Genomic DNA, 17,402 nt, shown 5'->3' on the forward strand with positions numbered 1-17,402 from the left:
TGCAATTCCAAGCAAAAAAGCAATTCAGAGGGCGCGGGTTCCTGCAAATTTGCCAAACGGAAAAATTTTTTGAGAAAAGACTTTTTTCTTTCCCCTCTGCCTTTTATATTGGCTTTGTTGATCCTCTGATTTTTTAACAAAAAGTTAACCATGAACCGTATTCGACCGACGGTTTTGCTGTTGGCCTTATGGAACGCCGTCGCGGCGGAAAACCAATTTTATCCCTCTTTGGCGGAACGTCCGACGAGCACGATTTACCGCGTTTTTGTCGACGGTCGGGAATGCTATGTCGAGCCATTCCGCACGGCGATGAAGCTCGAAGAGCTGCCCGACTGGTTCGTCTCCGAGCCCTACACCGGGGTGCAGCAGGAGGTGCACATCGTCTCTTTTTGCTGCAGCGGTCCCGCTGCGGTCAAGCTGGTCATCGATCGGCCTGTGAAAAACGTTCGGATTCGCCCCAAAAGCCGAAATATCGCGGCCCGTGTTCAGGGGAAAGAGATCGATTTTCGGCTGGCAGGCCCGGAAAAGCTCTACATCGAAACCGACGACCTGCCGCCGCTGCTCTTTTTTGCCGATCCGCCGGAAGAAGAAACGCCTTCGGCCCACGATCCCAAGGTCCGCTATTTCGGGCCGGGCGTCCATGAGGCGGGAATGATGACCCTGCATGACGGGGAAACGCTCTATCTGGCGCCGGGCGCTCTGGTGTACGGCGGCGTGCGCGCGGAAGGAGCGCGGAACATTCGCATCCTCGGCCGCGGCACGCTGGACGGCGGTTATCACTACCGCAGTATGGTTCTCTTTACCGACTGCCGCGACGTGAGCGTCGAGGGCGTCACCATCCGCAACGGCGTCGGCTGGACCAACACGCTGGTTAACTGTGAAGAAGTGGTTTATCGCGATGTCAAGATCATCAGCTTCGGACCGAGCGGTGACGGCATAAACCCGGTCAACAGCCGGCGCGTGACCATCCAACGCTGCTTTTTCCGCTGTACCGACGACTGCATCGCCGTCAAGACGCCGGATTATGACAAACCTTCTTCGGATATCCGCGTGCTCGACAATACGATGATCGGCTTTGCCTTCAGCGACGGCGTCACCATCGGCTTCGAGACCAACGCTCCCATCCGCAATGTGACGGTGCGCAACTGCGACATTCTGCAGGCGCGCGGCGGCAGCATGGTCAACGGTCACTCGGCTTTCAGCATCATCTGCGATGGTCCGGCGCTGATCGAGGATGTGCTGTTCGAGGACCTTCGCGTCTCTGCAGACGTCCTCAAGGCGTTCGAGCTGCACATTACCGACGGCAAAGCCTACGGTGACGATCCGCCGGGCAACATCCGCAACGTCCGGCTCAGACGAATTGCCTGGGAAGCGCCGCGGCCCATCATCCTGCGCGGTTTGGACGAAACACATTGCGTACGGCACGTTACGTTCGAGGATTGCACGATAGCCGATGAGCCGCTGACTGTGCCGCGGCCGGACGTCTTTCAGATCTTTCCCTATGCGGATTCGATCAAATTTGTGCAGTCGACTGAATCGCGATGAAAAACGACGTCGACGGCTTGCCGACTAAGGAGAGTGCCGAAACGATTTAATCGTTGAGGAGTGATCATGAAGCTGCAGAAAATTATTGGAAGCCTGGTCATCTTTGTTGTTTTAAGCGCAGCCGTTCAAGCGCAGCCTCCCAAGCTTGAAACAGTCCTTTACGGCGCTTCCTACTATCACGAGTACATGCCTTATGATCGATTGGAGCAGGACGTCAAATTGATGCAGGAAGCGGGCATCAATTTCGTCCGTCTGGGCGAGTCGACCTGGAGCCTCTGGGAGCCGCGCGAGGGTGAATTCGAGTTTGCCTGGATGGATCGGGTGATCGATCGGCTGCATCAGGCCGGCATCAAAGTGCTTCTCGGCACGCCGACCTATTCGATTCCTCCCTGGCTTTACCGCAAGCACCCGGAGATTCATCGGCGCACGCGCATCAACGACGATCCGGCGCCTTACGGCATGCGGCAGCAGGCCGACCTCAGCCATCCGACTTACCGCTGGTACTGCGAACGGGTCATCCGCCAGATCGTCAACCATTACCGCAACCACCCGGCGGTCATCGGCTACCAGATCGACAACGAAACCGGCAACGGCTTTGCCGCGCGCGAAAATTATCTTAGCTTTATCGACGAGCTGAAAAAGAGGTACAAGAGCGTCGACGTGATAAACCGCATATGGGGATTCAATTACTGGGGGCAGTCGATTAACGATTGGGATGAGCTGGCGCCGGTCGACGGCATGGTCAATCCCGGCTACAAGCTGGAATGGGAGCGGTTCCAGCAGAAAATCACCACCGACTTTCTCGCCTGGCAGGCGCAGATTGTGCGCGAGCTGAAACGGCCCGATCAGTTCATCACCCACAACTTTGTCGGCGGTTTCCGCACCAACATCAACCAGTACGAAATCGCCCGTTGTCTCGATATTGCCGCCGTCAACCCCTATACGCCGGTGCAGGACGATTTAACCGGCGAAGAGATCTGTTTTTCCGGCGATCTCAACCGCTCGTTCAAACGGCAAAACTATTTGGTGACCGAAACCAATGCCCAGACCATCGGGTGGGACTCCAAATATCAGCGGCCGCCGTACGACGGCCAGCTGCGGCTCAACGCCTATTTCCATTTTGCAAGCGGCGCGAATTCGGTCGCCTATTGGCACTGGCACTCGCTGCATTACGGTCAGGAGACCTACTGGAAAGGTGTGTTGTCGCATGACCTGCAGCCGAATCGCATTTACCGCGAGGCGAGCCGGATCGCGCAGGAGCTGAAAAAAATCGGGCCGGAAATCGTCGATCTCAAAAAGAAGAACCGCGTCGCCCTGCTTGCCGACGTCGATTCCTATCACGGCATTCGCTTCATGCCGTTCGATGACCGCGTCGATTACTTGCGCGTGCTGCATCAACTTTATCATGCGGCGTATGCCCTCAATGTGGAGCTCGACTTTGTCTTTCCGCAGACCGCTTCGTTTGCCGATTACGATGTGCTGCTCGTTCCGGCGCTCTATGTCGCTTCGGACGACCTGCTTAAACGAATCGCCGATTTCGTCAAGAACGGCGGCCGTGCGTTAATTACTTTCAAGAGCGGCTTTTGCAACGAATACTCGACCGTGCGTTGGGAGCTTGCCCCCGGCCCGCTGCGGCCGGTGATCGGCGCTTACTATCAGGAATTTTCCAACCTCGCCGCTCCCTTGGCGCTCAAAGGCGATCCATTTCAGGCGGGTGAAGGTAATCGCGTCTCGGTGTGGGCCGAATTCCTTATCCCCGAGACCGCAAAGCCTTTGGCTTTTTACGACCATCCCTTTTTCGGGCAATGGCCGGCTATTGTCGAGAACCAATACGGCAAAGGCAAAACGATTTATGAAGGCACTTTTCTTTCGGATGAACTGCAGATAAGGGTGATGAAAAAGCTGTTCGCCGATGCCGGCATTCTGGGAGAAGAACAGAAGCTGCCGGCCAAGGTGAAGGTGCGCAGCGGTGTCAACCGCAAAGGGCGGACGATCCGTTACTGCTTGAACATCTCCGGCGAGCCGCAGGCCTTTGTCTATCCCTTTGCGGACGGCAGAGACCTGCTCAGCGGTCGAGCCGTCAAGCAGGGCGAAAGCGTAACTTTGGCGCCGTGGGATCTCTTGATCGTCGAATCAACAAAATGAATCCATTTCTAACGAGTCAAAAATTCTATTTAGCTTTTTCAGCAACGGTGTGCCGACAGGCAGAATTTTAAAAAGGGAGAGGAAGGAATATGGCGAACTTGTTTGCAGGTATTGATTCTTCGACACAGAGCACCAAGTTGGTGGTGATCGATCTCGATGAGAAGCGCGTGGTGTTTGTCGATTCGGTCAACTATGACCGCGACCTGCCCAAATATAACACCAAGAACGGCGTCATCCAAACGGATCAGCTCGGCGTCTCCGAATCCGATCCAAACATGTGGATCGAAGCGTTGGAGATTTTGTTCGAGCGTCTGGCCGCCTCGCCGGTGCCGCAGTCGGAAATCAAGGCGATCTCGGTTTCCGGCCAGCAGCACGGCCTGGTCACTCTGGATGCGCAGGGCAATTTGACGCGCAAGACCAGCAAGCTGTGGAACGATTTTTCGACGCAGGAAGAGTGCGACTTGCTGACGCAGGCGGTCGGCGGCGTCGACAAGATGATCGAGGAGGTCGGCAACAGTCAGCGTACCGGCTATACGGCGGCCAAGATCTATCACATGGTTCGCCACGAGCCGGAGGCTTTCGAACGTACGACGACCTGCTTTTTAGTGCATAATTTCATCAACTGGTATCTTACCGGCGGCAAAGAGGGCGGCGTGAGGGTGATGGAGCCCGGCGACACCTCCGGTATGGCGCTGTGGAATCCCAAGACCGGCAAATGGTCGGAAAAGGTGATCAATGCGATCTCGCCCAAGCTGGAGGAAAAGCTGCCGCCGCTGAAACCGGCGGATCAAAGCATCGGTAAAATCGGCAAAAATTTAGTGCAGCGGTTCGGCTTTTCGCCGGAGTGCAAGATCGATGCGGGGTGCGGCGACAATATGTACGGCGCCGTAGGCACCGGCAATGTCAAGCCGGGTATCGTGACCGTCAGCCTGGGCACCAGCGGCACCGCCTATACCTACCTCGAGGAACCGTACGTCGATCCCAGCGGCGAGATCGCGGCGTTTTGCGATTCCACCGGCCATTATCTGCCGCTGCTCTGCGTTTCCAATTTGGCGAACGGCTACAACGAGGTGCTGTCGCTGTTCAATTTGTCGCACAAAGAGTTCGTCGAGGTAGTCAATCAGGTTCCGGTCGGCAATCGCGGTCGTCTGCTGCTTCCCTGGTACATCGGCGAGCGGACGCCGGATGTGCCGAATGCCGCCCCCATCTATATCGGTTTCGCATTGGGTGACTTTACCCGCGAGGCGCTGTGCCGTGCGGTGCTTGAGGGGCATATCCTCAACCTTTATGACGGTTTCCGCAAGATGCCGGTCAAGGCCTCGGAAATTCGTTTGACCGGCGGGTTGTCGCAGTCGGCAGCCTGGCGGCAGACGATCGCAGACGTTTTCGAAGCGGAAGTGGTGCCGGTGGAGGGCGAAGGCGCGGCGCTGGGTGCGGCGCTGCACGCCGCCTGGGTGTGGAAAAAGGAGGCGGGAGAAAAAGTCAGTCTTCAAGAAGTGGTCGAACCGTTTGTGGTTCTCTTGGAAGACCAGCGCTGCAAACCGGATCCGAAGGCGGTTGCGGTCTATCGCCGCATGAAGCAGGTGTTCGGCGATTTCAGCCTGCGCGTTCGGGGATTCCGGACTCAGAGCGATCCGTTTGCTTTGCGCATGCAGTTGACGGTATAGGAGGCTATAATGAAAATGTCACGCCGAACTTTTCATAAAACCGTTCTTGCGGGCACGGCGGCGGCGGTCGTGCCGCTGCCGGCACAAAAGCCGGGGGCCGTCCGCCTCGGCGGGCCGGTTTTCGGCGCGCCGGAAGATCCCGTCGCTTGGGCAGAAGAACACGTCGGCATGGGGTACAGTGCGGCTTATTGTCCGGTCAAATTGAGTGATCCGCCGGAACTAAAGAGAGCGTTCGTCAAGGCGGCGGAGGACGCCGGTTTGGTGATTGCCGAAGTCGGCGCCTGGAGCAATCCCCTGAGCCGTAACGAGGAGGAGCGCCGGCAGGCCCTGCAGAAAAACATCGAGGCGCTGGCTTTGGCCGATGAAATCGGCGCGGTCTGCGCCGTCAACATTGCCGGCTCATTCGGCGAGGACTGGGCAGGCATACACGTCGGCAATACCAGCAGAGAGTTTTTCGATGCCTGCGTCGAAACGACGCGCAAAATCATTGACGCGGTCAAGCCGAAAAGGGCTTTTTACACATTGGAGACGATGCCCTATACCATTCCGGATTCACCGGAAGTCTACCTGGAGCTCATTAAGGCGATCGATCGCAGACAATTCGCCTGCCATTTTGATCCCGTCAACTTGATCAACTCGCCGAGACGATTCTACACCAATGCCGATTTTCTACGCGAATGCGTCGCCATGTTGGGTCCTTATATCAAAAGTTGCCACGCCAAAGATGTGGTGCTGCAGAACAAGGCGTTGGTGCATCTGGATGAAGTGCGCCCCGGCCTGGGCGGTCTTGACTACAAAGTGCTGCTGAAGGAATTGGCGGCGCTGCCCAAACCCGTACCGTTGATGATTGAGCATCTTTCCACACCGGAAGAGTATCGCCAGGCTGCGGAATATATTCGCGGCGTCGGCAGAGAGGTCGGCGTAAAATTTGTTTAATGAGATTGTCCCTAGGAGTGACGGTTCCTGCAGCGGTAGGGTGGAGGATGCAGCAAGAACGGCGCTCCGGTTGCGGTTTTGACCGGTGATTTGATCCGATCGCGTGGCTTTGGCGGAGCGAGAGAGCGTTTTTGAGGCGCTGAAGCATGCGGGACGCAATCTGTGCGGCACTATTTTGCAACAGTGATCGGCCCGCATCTCTTTTGCGGCGATTCCTGGCAGCTGCTGATCGACGATGCCCGTTTTGTTTCGCATCCTGCCTTCTATTTACGCGCCGAGTTGATCAGCCGTTTTGCGGTCGATTCGCGCATCGGCGTCGGTATCGGCTGCATTGACACCTTGCCTGCCGAGGGACTGGGCCATGCCAAGGGATCGGCTTTGCGCCTGTCCGGCGCCGCCTTGGATTTTTTATCTCGACGGGAAACTTGTCGTTGTCTATTACAGGAAGCCCTTTTTTATTCCGAGTGGATAAATGTAACGTTAAACTATGCGGCACGATATTCCTCTCAATGGCCGAAACGCGAATCCTTTGCCGTTGCCCGCGCGTTGGAAGGAATGGGTGTGAAACAAATCGCCGAGGGTTGATTGGCAAACCGGCTACGCGGGCAAATGTGTCTGCAACGCTGCGCAGCGCCGCATGGGAAGAACTGCGCCAATTCTTAAATCAATTTTCTGCTGCAATCGAAAGAATTAGCAGCAAGGAATCCGCATGATGTTAATCTGTTAGAATTAAATCAAGCTTATTAACTTTTAAAAGTTAATGATACACCTGCTTTGGCCGGCGTATTGGAAAAATTTCTCTGGTTCATTCCGCTTTGGACAGCATGGACGGCGGTGGAATTTGCATTGCGGCCAATCCGGCAAAGGCTGGAGGGCGATGTTACTGAAAAAATTCATTATTCCCTACTGCATTCCATTGCCGCATACGGGATTTGCTTCTCTTTTTCTCTCTGGCCTTTGTTGCCGGTGACGGCTTTACTAAAATTGAGGATTTCTTTTTTGCAGTTAAAACTTGGCGACAAGCCCTCCTCCGGTATTCTGCGGCGGGCACCTCGCGCCTTGTTCTTGCCTTCGGCTATGTTTCCCCTGTGTTTGCGCAATGTCGGGCGTTCCTTTGCAGCTGCGCTATGGACGGCTGCATGGATGATTGTCGCTGTTGTAGGCGCGGGCGATCTTGGACTTTTTAGGAAAGAGATTGCCGAGAAAAATTGCTTCCGATGGGAGGGTATATCCGAAGGCGGATTATGGATCGGCCGGATCGAGCGGCTGCTGACCCTGCTTTTTTCCTCGTTCAGTTTCCCTCCAGAGGGGATTTTCTTTCCGCTGCAAAATCAATGCTGCTTTTCAGCGTCGCACATGATAATCAGAAAGATGCCGAAAAGGTAATCATCTTCACGCCTGAAGGTTTTGCCGCGGCGGTGACCGATTCTAAGCTCATTTCCGCCGGCAGACGTTTTCTTTGAAAGAAAAATCCGTCGGACGGCTCTTAGATATTGAGAGGTAAACCGGCATCGATCTCGAAACGGTGAATCAACCGGAATTAAAGAAACGGCAGGCATTTAATAATTTCACGGCGTATATTTAAAAGGCGCGCCTTAACGGTGCGTCACTAAACTGCCCATAACCTGCAGGGCCGGACTGTTAAGGCGCGGCCGCCGACACGGCAAAAAGTTTGCAAACGGATCCAAAAAACGCAAATGTAACGCTCATGAGAACAAATGCCTGCTTCATGCGTCACCTGTTGTAAAGTCCGGCACTAGAGCTAATAACTTGGATTTTGAAGAAAAGGTCAATATGAAATCGATTACCCGCTTTTCCGTGCGCTATCCCGTAACCGTATTGATGTTCATTCTTGCGGTTTTTCTGCTGGGCTACATATCTTTTTCGCGGTTGTCGGTAGAATTGTTTCCGGACCTGAACAACCCTCGTCTGTTTGTCGAAATTAAAGCAGGCGAGAGGCCCCCGGAAGAGATCGAGAAGCAGTTTGTGCGCAGCATCGAGTCGCTGGCCATTCGGCAGAAAAAAGTCGTGCAGGTTTCTTCCATCTCGCGCGTCGGCTCGGCGCTGATTACGGTCGAGTACGCTTGGGAAACCGATATGGATGAGGCTTTTCTCGATCTGCAAAAAGCGCTGGCCTCTTTTTCCCAAAACAGCAGCATCGACGAAATCAACATTACTCAACTCGATCCCAACGCCGATCCTGTGGTGACGTTGGCCTTGTGGCATCCGCAAATAACCGACATGGACGAACTGCGGCGAACGGCCGAGAACTATTTGCGCAATGAACTGGTACGGCTCGAAGGCATCGCCGACGTCGAGCTGCTCGGCGAAGAAGAGAAAGAAGTGGTTATCGAGACCGACGGTTATTTGTTAAAGGCTTATGGTCTGACGCCCTCGCAGGTGGCCAACCGCATTTCTCAATACAACCGCAACATTTCGGGCGGATCGATCACCGAGATGGGGCGGCGCTATGTCATCAAAGGGGTGTCGGAATTCACCTCGCTGGAGGACATCGGCAACATTATTCTCACCTATACGCAGCCGCAGGACATGTCCGGTCAGCCGATTCCCGGGCAGTGGACGCCGGTCTTTTTGCGCGACGCGGCCACAATCAAGCTGCAGAATAAGGATCCGGAAAACATTGTCCACGTCAACGGCAGGCGCTGCATTGCTTTGGCGATTTACAAAGAGACGCGCTTTAATACGGTCAAGGCGGTTGACGTGGTGTTGAAGGAGCTCGATCAGCTGCGACGCGCATTACCGGGATACGAACTGGTCGTCATTCAGAATCAAGGCGAATTCGTTACCGCTGCGATCAATGAGGTCAAGCAGGCCGCTCTGTTCGGCGTGCTGCTGGCGACCGCAGTGCTCTATCTCTTTTTGCGCCGCATCGGTGCCACGCTGGTCATCGCGCTGGCGATTCCCATTTCGATTATCGCCACGTTCAATTTGATGTATTTCAACGGTCTGACACTCAACATCATGACGCTCGGCGGGTTGGCGCTCGGCGCCGGCATGCTGGTCGATAACGCCATCGTTGTGGTCGAGAACATCATGCGTCGAATGGAGAGGGGCGAATCCGCAGCCGATGCCTCGATCGAAGGGGCGGCGCAGGTCGGCGGCGCGGTTACGGCCGCCACATTGACGACGATCGTCGTCTTTTTGCCGATCGTCTATCTGCACGGCATTGCCGGTGAATTGTTCAAGGATCAGGCGTTGACCGTTGCCTTTTCGCTGGTCTCCTCTCTGCTCGTGGCCATGTTGGTCATTCCCATGCTGACCAGTCGAATGCCGGGCATGGCGCTCGGGGTTCAAAAGACGATGCAGTTCACCTTTTACCGCGATGCGCTACAGAACATTATCAGCCGACCGTGGCGGTACATTTTGCTGGGTGCGGCAATTACCGTTGCGGCGCTGATGCTTCTGCCGGTGGTGGGCAGCGAGTTCTTTCCCAAAACAGAGTCGAATGAGATCTCTATCGACGTCAAACTGCCCGAGGGAACCGACCTTATGCGCACGGAGGCGGCGGTGCGCAACCTCGAACAGATCATTCAAGAGTTGGCGGGCGAGTCGGTCGAAACGATCTACTCGGTCGTCGGGCCCTCGAGTCGAGTCACCAGCGCCGAGTCCTTCCGCGACGAGAATACAGCCACTCTCACGCTAACCTTGAAAAAGCAGCGGCCGTTCACTTCGGCTCAGATTATGCAAAAGCTGGATGCCGCTTTTGCCGAAGTGCCGGACATCGAGTTTCAATTCAGCGAGCGGCAGACGGCGCTGCAGACCTTTTTGAGCAGCGACGAAGCGCCGATTATGGTGCAGGTGCGCGGCGATGACCTCGAGACGCTGCGCGGCCTATGCGAACAGCTTCGCGGCGAATTGGCGACCATCGACGGTCTCTTTAATGTGCGCACCGGTTTTGACGAGGATCGCGAAGAGGTGAACGTCAAGCTGGATCGTGTTCGTGCAGGGCTGTTGGGCGTGAGCATCGATCAGGTCGTGTCGGGGCTGCAGAATCACCTCAGCGGCACCCAAGCCGCCGAATGGGAAAACAACGGCGAGCTGCAGGACATAACGCTGCGCCTGGAGCGAGTCTCGCTGCACGAAATTCCGGCCATCGAATTGGCGGCGAGCTCGCAGCGCATCCGCATCGACGACATTGCCGATGTGACCATCGAACGCGTGCCCAAGGAAATCCGGCGGATCAATCAGTCGCGCGTGGGCTTGGTGACTGCGCAGGTCATCGGCAGGCGGCCGTTCGATCAGATTGTGCGGGATATCGAAAAGGCGGCGGCCAAGCTCGACCTGCCGCCCGAGTATCGCGTTCAGATCGGCGGCGAGGAACAGCGTCGGCGCGAATCTTTTCACAATCTCCGTTTTGCCTTGCTCCTCTCCGTTCTGCTCGTTTATATGGTAATGGCTTCGCAGTTCGAGTCCCTGGTGCACCCGTTTACCATTTTGTTGACGATTCCGTTGGCGCTCAGCGGGACGGTCTTTGCGTTCCTTTTGTTCGGTAAGCCTCTGAACATTATGGCGTTCATCGGCATTATCCTCTTGGGCGGTATTGCCGTCAACAACTCGATTATTCTCGTCGACACGATCAATCAGCTCAAGCAGGCAGGAATGCCGGTCCGCGAAGCGATCGTCGAGGCCGGTCAGCGGCGAATCCGGCCGATCCTGATGACCAGTCTGACGACCATTTTGGGTCTTCTGCCGCTCAGCTTCGGGGTGGGCCAGGGCGCGGCGCTGCGGCAGCCCTTGGCAGTTGCCGTCATCGGCGGTCTGTTGACGTCGACGCTGCTGACGCTGATTGTGATTCCATGCGTGTATCTAAAGCTCGACAGATTTTCCCGCAAGTAAACCCAACGACAAAGGAAAAGACGCAGCATGAACATCATCAGGTTTGTCATACGGCGGAAAATTCTGATCGGCATGTTGTTTTTCGGCGCCGTGCTGTTGGGAATCGTCTCTTATCGCCAATTGCCTATGGAGCTGTTCCCCGACGCTGAGCTGCCGCTGCTCATCGTCCAGGTGCGCACCATGCAGGACTTGGATCCGGTGTTTGTCGAAAAGCAGGCGATCGTGCCGTTGGAGGGAGCGGTTTCTTCGCTGCAGGGCATCGAAAGCATCGAGTCCTATGTGGAGCGGAACGGCGGCATGATCTATGTCTATTTCAATAAAAACGTCAACATCAAGTTTGCTTATGTCAAGCTGGACGAACGCATCAAGGCGATCCAAAACGACCTGGATGAACGGTTCCGCGTTTCGGTCATCAAGGTAGATACCGAGCAGCAAAGCAATGTGTTCATGAGCCTGCAGGTCTTGGGCGGCGGCGGATTGGAGCGCGTACGCGAATGGGCGGATCAAAAAATCGTTCCCGAGCTGGAGAGCATCGACGGCGTGGCCAACGTTCAGGTCTACGGCGGCCGCGAACGATCGGTGGAGATCGTTCTAAACGAATCGGTCTGTCGCGCTTACGGCATTACGCCCTCGCAGATCAGCGACCTGATCGCGCAGAATGCCGCCTCGAAAACGTTCGTCGGCACGGCCTACGATCGCGACCGCCGCTACTTTGTCAATTTGGTGGCCGATTACACGGATGTCGATCAGCTGCAGAACATCATCGTGCGCAGCGAAGGACCGGTGCGCCTGCGTGATATTGCCGACGTCTATTTCGGAGTCAAAGAGCCGACTTCCATTAGCCGCGTCGACGGCAAGGATGCGGTGAACATCCAGCTTATGCGCGACTCTCAGACCAACCTGATCGCTCTGGCGCATGCGGCGCGGGCGACGATCGAGGATTTAAACCGCCGGCTGGCGCCCTTTGACATCCGCATCAGCATCGAAACCGACACCGCTCAACAAATCGAAGACAACATCCGCCGCATCATGGAACTGGCGCTGTTCGGAGCCGTGCTTGCGGCTGCGGTTCTGTGGCTCTTTTTGCGCAACCTGCGGTGGGTCGGACTCATCGCCTTGGCCATCCCGGTTTCGGTCCTTACCGCCTTTAACTTTTTTTATTCCGGCGGTATTTCCATTAACAGCCTGACGCTCGTCGGCTTGGCGCTGGCCGTCGGCATGCTGCTCGACAACAGCGTCGTGGTGATGGAAAATATCTATCGCTTGTTGTCGCGCGGTCATGACCCTGAACGCGCCGTCGTTCAGGGAACGGGAGAAGTGTGGCGATCCATCTTTGCCGCCACCTTGACAACGATTATTGTGTTTCTGCCCTTCATCTTTGCGGGCAACTATCTGATTCGTCTCATCGGGCGACACATCGGCATATCGATCGTCTCGACGTTGCTGGTCTCGCTGCTTGCCGCTTTACTGCTCATCCCCACTATGATTCACGCCCTGCTGAGGAGGCGCGTGGCCGAGACGCCCAGCTTTCAGCTCGTTTCTTTAAAAAACCGCATGCTGCAGATTTATACGGTCATTTTTAAAAGCTGCATGCGAAAGCCTGCGCAGACCATCATCGGCGCTGTGCTGGTCTTTTTTATCAGCGTGCTGATTGCTCTTGCCGTCAGCGTCAACGTGCCTCAGGAAGCCGAACTGCGCGAATTCAATATCTATGTGACCATGCCCAAGGGCTCCTCCTTGGCGCGTACCGACCAGCTGGTCGCTCAAATTGAAGAACAACTGGCCGACTTGAAGGAAAAGGAGCGCATCACCAGTACCATTAACGAAGAAGACGCGATCGTTACGGTTCGGTTGGTGGAAGATTTTGCCGACAAGTATCGACGATCGCCGCAGGATATCAAGGACGACGTCATGAAGCGCGTCGGCAAGCTGCCGGGAGGTGAGATCAGTCTGCAGCAGCCGACTTCCGGGGCCCGTTTTCGCGGCGCCGGAAGAAGGGCGCAGGCCGCCAATCTTCAGCGGCTGCTGGGCATCGGCGAGGCGAGCGAACGGATCGTCATTAAAGGCAGCGACTTTGCAGCCATGACCCGCTTGGGCGAAGAGATCGCGGCCTATCTCGATGAATTCGATACCATTCAGCGCGCCGGCGTAAGCGTTGCTCCGGATCGTCCGGAGGTGCATCTCTACTTGGATCCTCTGATCATGGAGGATTACGGCGTTACGCCGCAGCAAATTGCTTCCGAGCTGGCCGCTTTCCGTAGCGAGTTTACCTCTTCCATGACCTTCAAACAGGGCGATGAAGAGTACGAGATTACCATCCGCGGCGACAGCCTAGAGGACAAAACTCTGGCCGATCTGCAGATTCTGCGCATTTCCTCTTCGAAAGGCGGCGAGGTCGCTCTAAAGGACGTCAGTCGTATCGTTCTCTCGCAGGGGATGGCGTCGATCGAGCGCATCAACCAGGAAAAACAGGTGGAGGTCAACTACAGCTTTTTAAGCGAGATCAACGATTCGAAAGAGCTGCTCAGCGCCGCCCGAGCCGAAGTAGATGAACTGGTCGCCGCGCTCAACATTCCCGCCGGTATTGCCGTGGAGGTCGTACATGAAGAAAACGATCTTTCCGACTTTGTCTTTTTGATCGGTGTCTCCTTTATATTGATCTACATGATTTTGGCCTCGGTTTTTGAGTCGGTTTACCTGCCGGTGGTGATGATGTTTACGATCCCGTTGGCGGCCATCGGTTCACTTTGGGCGCTCATTCTGACCGGCAATTCCGTCTTTAACGCCAACACGCTGATTGGATTTCTCATTCTCATCGGCGTCGTCGTCAACAACGGCATTATCTTTATCGACTATACGCAGATACTGCGGCGACGCGGCTTTTCACGCAACCGCGCGCTTCTCACGGCCGGACTGGCGCGAGTTCGACCAATACTCATCACCGCCATCACCACGATCGTCGGTATGGTGCCGCTGGCTATGGGCAAATCCGAGTATGTCGCCCTGGTCGGCGCTCCGTTCGCCATTACGGTCATCGGCGGCTTGAGCCTCAGCACGCTGTTTACGCTGGTGTTCATCCCGACTTTCTACAGCGGTCTGGAAAACGCTATTGCCTGGATTCGACGGCAAAAAGCTGAGGTCAAGCTGCTGGAAGCCGTCGTATGGGGCGCCGGCTGCGCGCTCATCTTTACGCAGGTCGATAACCTGTTCTGGCGCCTTTTTTATCTTTTCGCGATCACCGTGCTGGTGCCCGCTTCGGTCTATTTTGTCGAACGCAGCCTGCGGCAGGCCGACACCAAACTCGTTGCGCCCGATGAAGAGGTGACCATAACCATCCGCCGCGCCGTCAAGATTTACGATCGCCCGGGCCGCTTTGTGCGCGAATGGCAAAAGGGCAAGGTGATTCGGGAGCGCGCGGGATTGGATCGACTACCGACTACCTGGCAGGAGGTCGGCGACCTCATATGGCAAGTCCCGCTGCTGCTCTTTCTCGTATATTTTGCCTATTTTTACCTGCAGTCCTCCTTCTGGGCGCTGGTCTTTTTCGTGGTCATTTATCTTTTCGTCAGAAAATTGTGGCTGCGTATCGGCTCGGTTCTGAAAAGTAACGGAATCTTTTCCGCAGAGAATTACAGCCGCGTTGACCGCCTGCTGTATTGGGGGATCCCGCTCTTTGACGGCCTGTTCTTTTATTGGCGTTGGCGGGCTATCGGCGCCACGGCCGTGGTCGTAGTCCTATGGTTCGCCGCATTGGTGATCTATGCGACTTCGGAACGGCTGCATCGCGAGCAGGTCAACATTGCCCGCATCGAAGGACGCTTTGCCCGTCTGCGCCGAGCATTTTATCGCTTTGTTCAGATCATTCCTGTTCTCGGCAAACGCCGAAAGCCGTTCCGCGCTCTGGACGGAGTTTCCCTCACGATCGGCAGCGGTATGTTCGGCCTGCTCGGTCCCAACGGCGCCGGCAAGACGACGCTCATGCGTATCATCTGCGGCATCCTCGAGCAGAGCATGGGCAAGATCTATATCAACGGCAAGGATCTTCAGGAGTATCGTGAAGAGTTTCAGGGACTGATCGGTTATTTGCCGCAGGAATTCGGCACTTATGAGAACATGACGGCGCAGGAGTTTCTCGATTATCAAGCCATTCTCAAAGGCATCCATGATGCCGAAGAGCGGCGACGACGAATCGATCAAGTGCTCGAGGCCGTACATTTGACGGAGCGCCGAAACGACAAAATCGGCTCGTTCTCGGGCGGCATGAAGCAGCGCATCGGCATCGCCATGACTCTCCTGCATCTGCCCCGTATTCTGGTCGTCGACGAGCCGACGGCCGGCCTCGATCCGCGCGAACGAATCCGCTTCCGCAACTTGTTGGTCGAGCTGAGCCGAGAACGCATCGTCGTCTTTTCGACGCATATCATCGAGGACATCTCCAGTTCCTGCAACCAGGTGGCCGTTCTGCACAAAGGAAAGCTGAAATATTGGGGAACGCCGGCTGAAATGGCGGCGCTGGCGGACGGCCATGTCTGGCAGTTCAACGTAAATCCGTCCGAATTCGATGAAGTGTCGCGGCAATTCTTGGTCGTTCACCACATGCGGGCCGACGGCGCTGTTCGAGTCCGCTGTCTCGCCGATCAACCGCCGCGACCGGATGCTGTGGCCGTATCGCCGACGCTCGAGGATTCGTATCTGTTCCTTCTGAAGGAAAAAGAATAAGCTGACCCTTTCGGTGGAGTCTTTTCGATGTCGAGAAACAAAACCTTAAAAAACATGATGATTATCCTGTTTCGATCTGTTCGATACAATCTCAAAATCGTCTTTTCGAACAAATTTATTTACTTCCTCATCGCCGCAGCACTTTTTTTCTTGTTGGTTGTGCTCCTCAGCCTCTTCGATCCGAACGTGCACCCGACCAAAGCCACGATCTATTACTGGCTGCTCGTGCCGGGCCTGCTGGTGATCTTTTATCCGTCCGTGTTCGGTCTGCAGAACGATGTCGATGCGCGCATCATCGAAGTGCTTTTCGGCATTCCGAACTATCGCTACAAAATATGGCTGGTGCGGTTGGTCCTCATGTTTTTGATCGTTGCGGCGTTGTTGAGCCTTTTGGCGCTCTTTAGCACCATCAGCCTGGTCCGCTTCCCGATTTTCCAAATGGTGGTACAGCTTATGGTACCCGTCGGTTTTTTCGGAGCATTTGCCTTTTTTCTATCTACTGCCGTTAAAAACGGCTACGGCACTGCAGTCTTGATAATCATTACCGCTCTGGTATTTTGGGTCTTGAGCGGCAGCCTCGCAGAAAGCAAATGGAATGTTTTTTTGAACCCCTTTGCCGAACCGCAAAATGTGAGCGACCTGGTCTGGCAGGACGTCATTACCAAGAACCGTATTTACCAGCTTGTTGCAGTCGCTGTTTTTATTCTCACCGGCTTGTTGAATCTGCAAAAGCGGGAGAAATTCATCTGAACACAGGTTTCAAGACCTTGCCGAAGTAATTATCTTTGCCCATCTCAGGCCGTATTTTTTTCATAAAAAGGGAATCCATCGGCAGGCCGACCCTCCATTCTTGCTCATTTGAGCAGATCTCCCTATATTAAAGCCAAGTTAAAATTACGACAACTGATCGAGAATCCAAGTCGGGCGCCTTCGAGAGGGAGAACTCTCAACCGTTCTTTGAGGTGGGATGAAAAGATAAAGAGAACAGTGTGAAAAAGCAGTCGGCAAAAGAGATTTCGCAACGGCTCAAAATCGGCAAGCTTGACCTGCCGCTTCTCAGCGAACTGCTTGTCAAGTATACGCAAACCGGCGGACGCATCCTTCAGGGCGCGCAATTGGGAGAGGATGCGGCCGTGGTCGAGTTGGAAGACCGCTGTTTGGTCATCAAAACCGATCCGATTACCTTTGCTGCCGATGCCGTCGGCGCTTATGCGGTGTGGGTGAACGCCAACGATGTCGTCTGTATGGGAGCCGAGCCGAAATGGTTTTTAGCGACGATTCTGCTCGCCGAGGGCTCGACGAAAAGCGACGCCGAGCGCATCTTTGCCGACATTGCCCGCGTTTGCCGCGCCGAAGGAATCGTTTACTGCGGCGGCCATACGGAAGTGACTGCCGGACTTGACCATCCCATTGTTGTCGGCCAGATGATCGGCGAGGCTGCGAGGGAAAACATCCTGCTGAAGAAAAACATTCAAGTCGGGGATGTTCTGCTGCTGATCAAAGGCGTCCCGATCGAAGCGGTTTCGATTATTG

Annotated in this window: 9 protein-coding genes; all 9 read left to right on the top strand. The window is 55.3% G+C overall.

Going from position 1 to position 17,402, the window contains the following annotated elements; all coding sequences use genetic code 11:
* The first annotated feature begins 150 nt into the window (after positions 1 to 150).
* The gene (locus tag ONB24_01455) at positions 151 to 1,545 is read left to right on the top strand and encodes a glycosyl hydrolase family 28 protein (GenBank protein ID MDZ7314767.1); all 1,395 of its coding nucleotides are present in this window, start codon (positions 151 to 153) and stop codon (positions 1,543 to 1,545) included.
* 66 nt (positions 1,546 to 1,611) lie between these two features.
* Positions 1,612 to 3,690: a beta-galactosidase gene (locus ONB24_01460; protein MDZ7314768.1), complete on the top strand. Its 2,079-nt coding sequence runs from the start codon at positions 1,612 to 1,614 to the stop codon at positions 3,688 to 3,690.
* An 89-nt stretch (positions 3,691 to 3,779) separates the two neighbouring features.
* Positions 3,780 to 5,357 carry a xylulokinase gene (gene xylB, locus ONB24_01465; protein MDZ7314769.1) on the top strand — a complete coding sequence of 526 codons (1,578 nt, stop codon included), beginning with the start codon at positions 3,780 to 3,782 and terminating at the stop codon, positions 5,355 to 5,357.
* 9 nt (positions 5,358 to 5,366) lie between these two features.
* Positions 5,367 to 6,293, top strand: a complete 927-nt coding sequence (locus ONB24_01470; GenBank protein ID MDZ7314770.1) for a sugar phosphate isomerase/epimerase — start codon at positions 5,367 to 5,369, stop codon at positions 6,291 to 6,293.
* Positions 6,294 to 6,455: 162 nt separating this feature from the next.
* Positions 6,456 to 6,878, top strand: coding sequence for a hypothetical protein (locus tag ONB24_01475; protein MDZ7314771.1), 423 nt, complete (start codon positions 6,456 to 6,458; stop codon positions 6,876 to 6,878).
* A 1,209-nt stretch (positions 6,879 to 8,087) separates the two neighbouring features.
* Positions 8,088 to 11,150: an efflux RND transporter permease subunit gene (locus tag ONB24_01480; GenBank protein ID MDZ7314772.1), complete on the top strand. Its 3,063-nt coding sequence runs from the start codon at positions 8,088 to 8,090 to the stop codon at positions 11,148 to 11,150.
* Positions 11,151 to 11,177: 27 nt separating this feature from the next.
* Positions 11,178 to 15,869 carry an efflux RND transporter permease subunit gene (locus ONB24_01485; protein MDZ7314773.1) on the top strand — a complete coding sequence of 1,564 codons (4,692 nt, stop codon included), beginning with the start codon at positions 11,178 to 11,180 and terminating at the stop codon, positions 15,867 to 15,869.
* 27 nt (positions 15,870 to 15,896) lie between these two features.
* A complete protein-coding gene (locus ONB24_01490; GenBank protein ID MDZ7314774.1) occupies positions 15,897 to 16,619 on the top strand; it encodes a hypothetical protein in 723 nt (240 codons plus the stop codon).
* A gap of 239 nt (positions 16,620 to 16,858) precedes the next feature.
* The coding region (locus ONB24_01495) for an AIR synthase related protein (GenBank protein MDZ7314775.1) at positions 16,859 to 17,402 on the top strand (544 nt) is incomplete at its 3' end.

It is taken from the genome of candidate division KSB1 bacterium (assembly GCA_034505495.1).
GTDB lineage: Bacteria > Zhuqueibacterota > Zhuqueibacteria > Residuimicrobiales > Krinioviventaceae > Fontimicrobium_A.

Excerpts from the sequence above, each read along its gene's own strand:
- ONB24_01455 (MDZ7314767.1), top strand. The coding sequence starts at position 151 with ATGAACCGTATTCGACCGACGGTTTTGCTGTTGGCCTTATGGAACGCC.
- ONB24_01460 (MDZ7314768.1), top strand. The coding sequence starts at position 1,612 with ATGAAGCTGCAGAAAATTATTGGAAGCCTGGTCATCTTTGTTGTTTTA.
- xylB (MDZ7314769.1), top strand. The coding sequence starts at position 3,780 with ATGGCGAACTTGTTTGCAGGTATTGATTCTTCGACACAGAGCACCAAG.
- ONB24_01470 (MDZ7314770.1), top strand. The coding sequence starts at position 5,367 with ATGAAAATGTCACGCCGAACTTTTCATAAAACCGTTCTTGCGGGCACG.
- ONB24_01480 (MDZ7314772.1), top strand. The coding sequence starts at position 8,088 with ATGAAATCGATTACCCGCTTTTCCGTGCGCTATCCCGTAACCGTATTG.
- ONB24_01485 (MDZ7314773.1), top strand. The coding sequence starts at position 11,178 with ATGAACATCATCAGGTTTGTCATACGGCGGAAAATTCTGATCGGCATG.
- ONB24_01490 (MDZ7314774.1), top strand. The coding sequence starts at position 15,897 with ATGTCGAGAAACAAAACCTTAAAAAACATGATGATTATCCTGTTTCGA.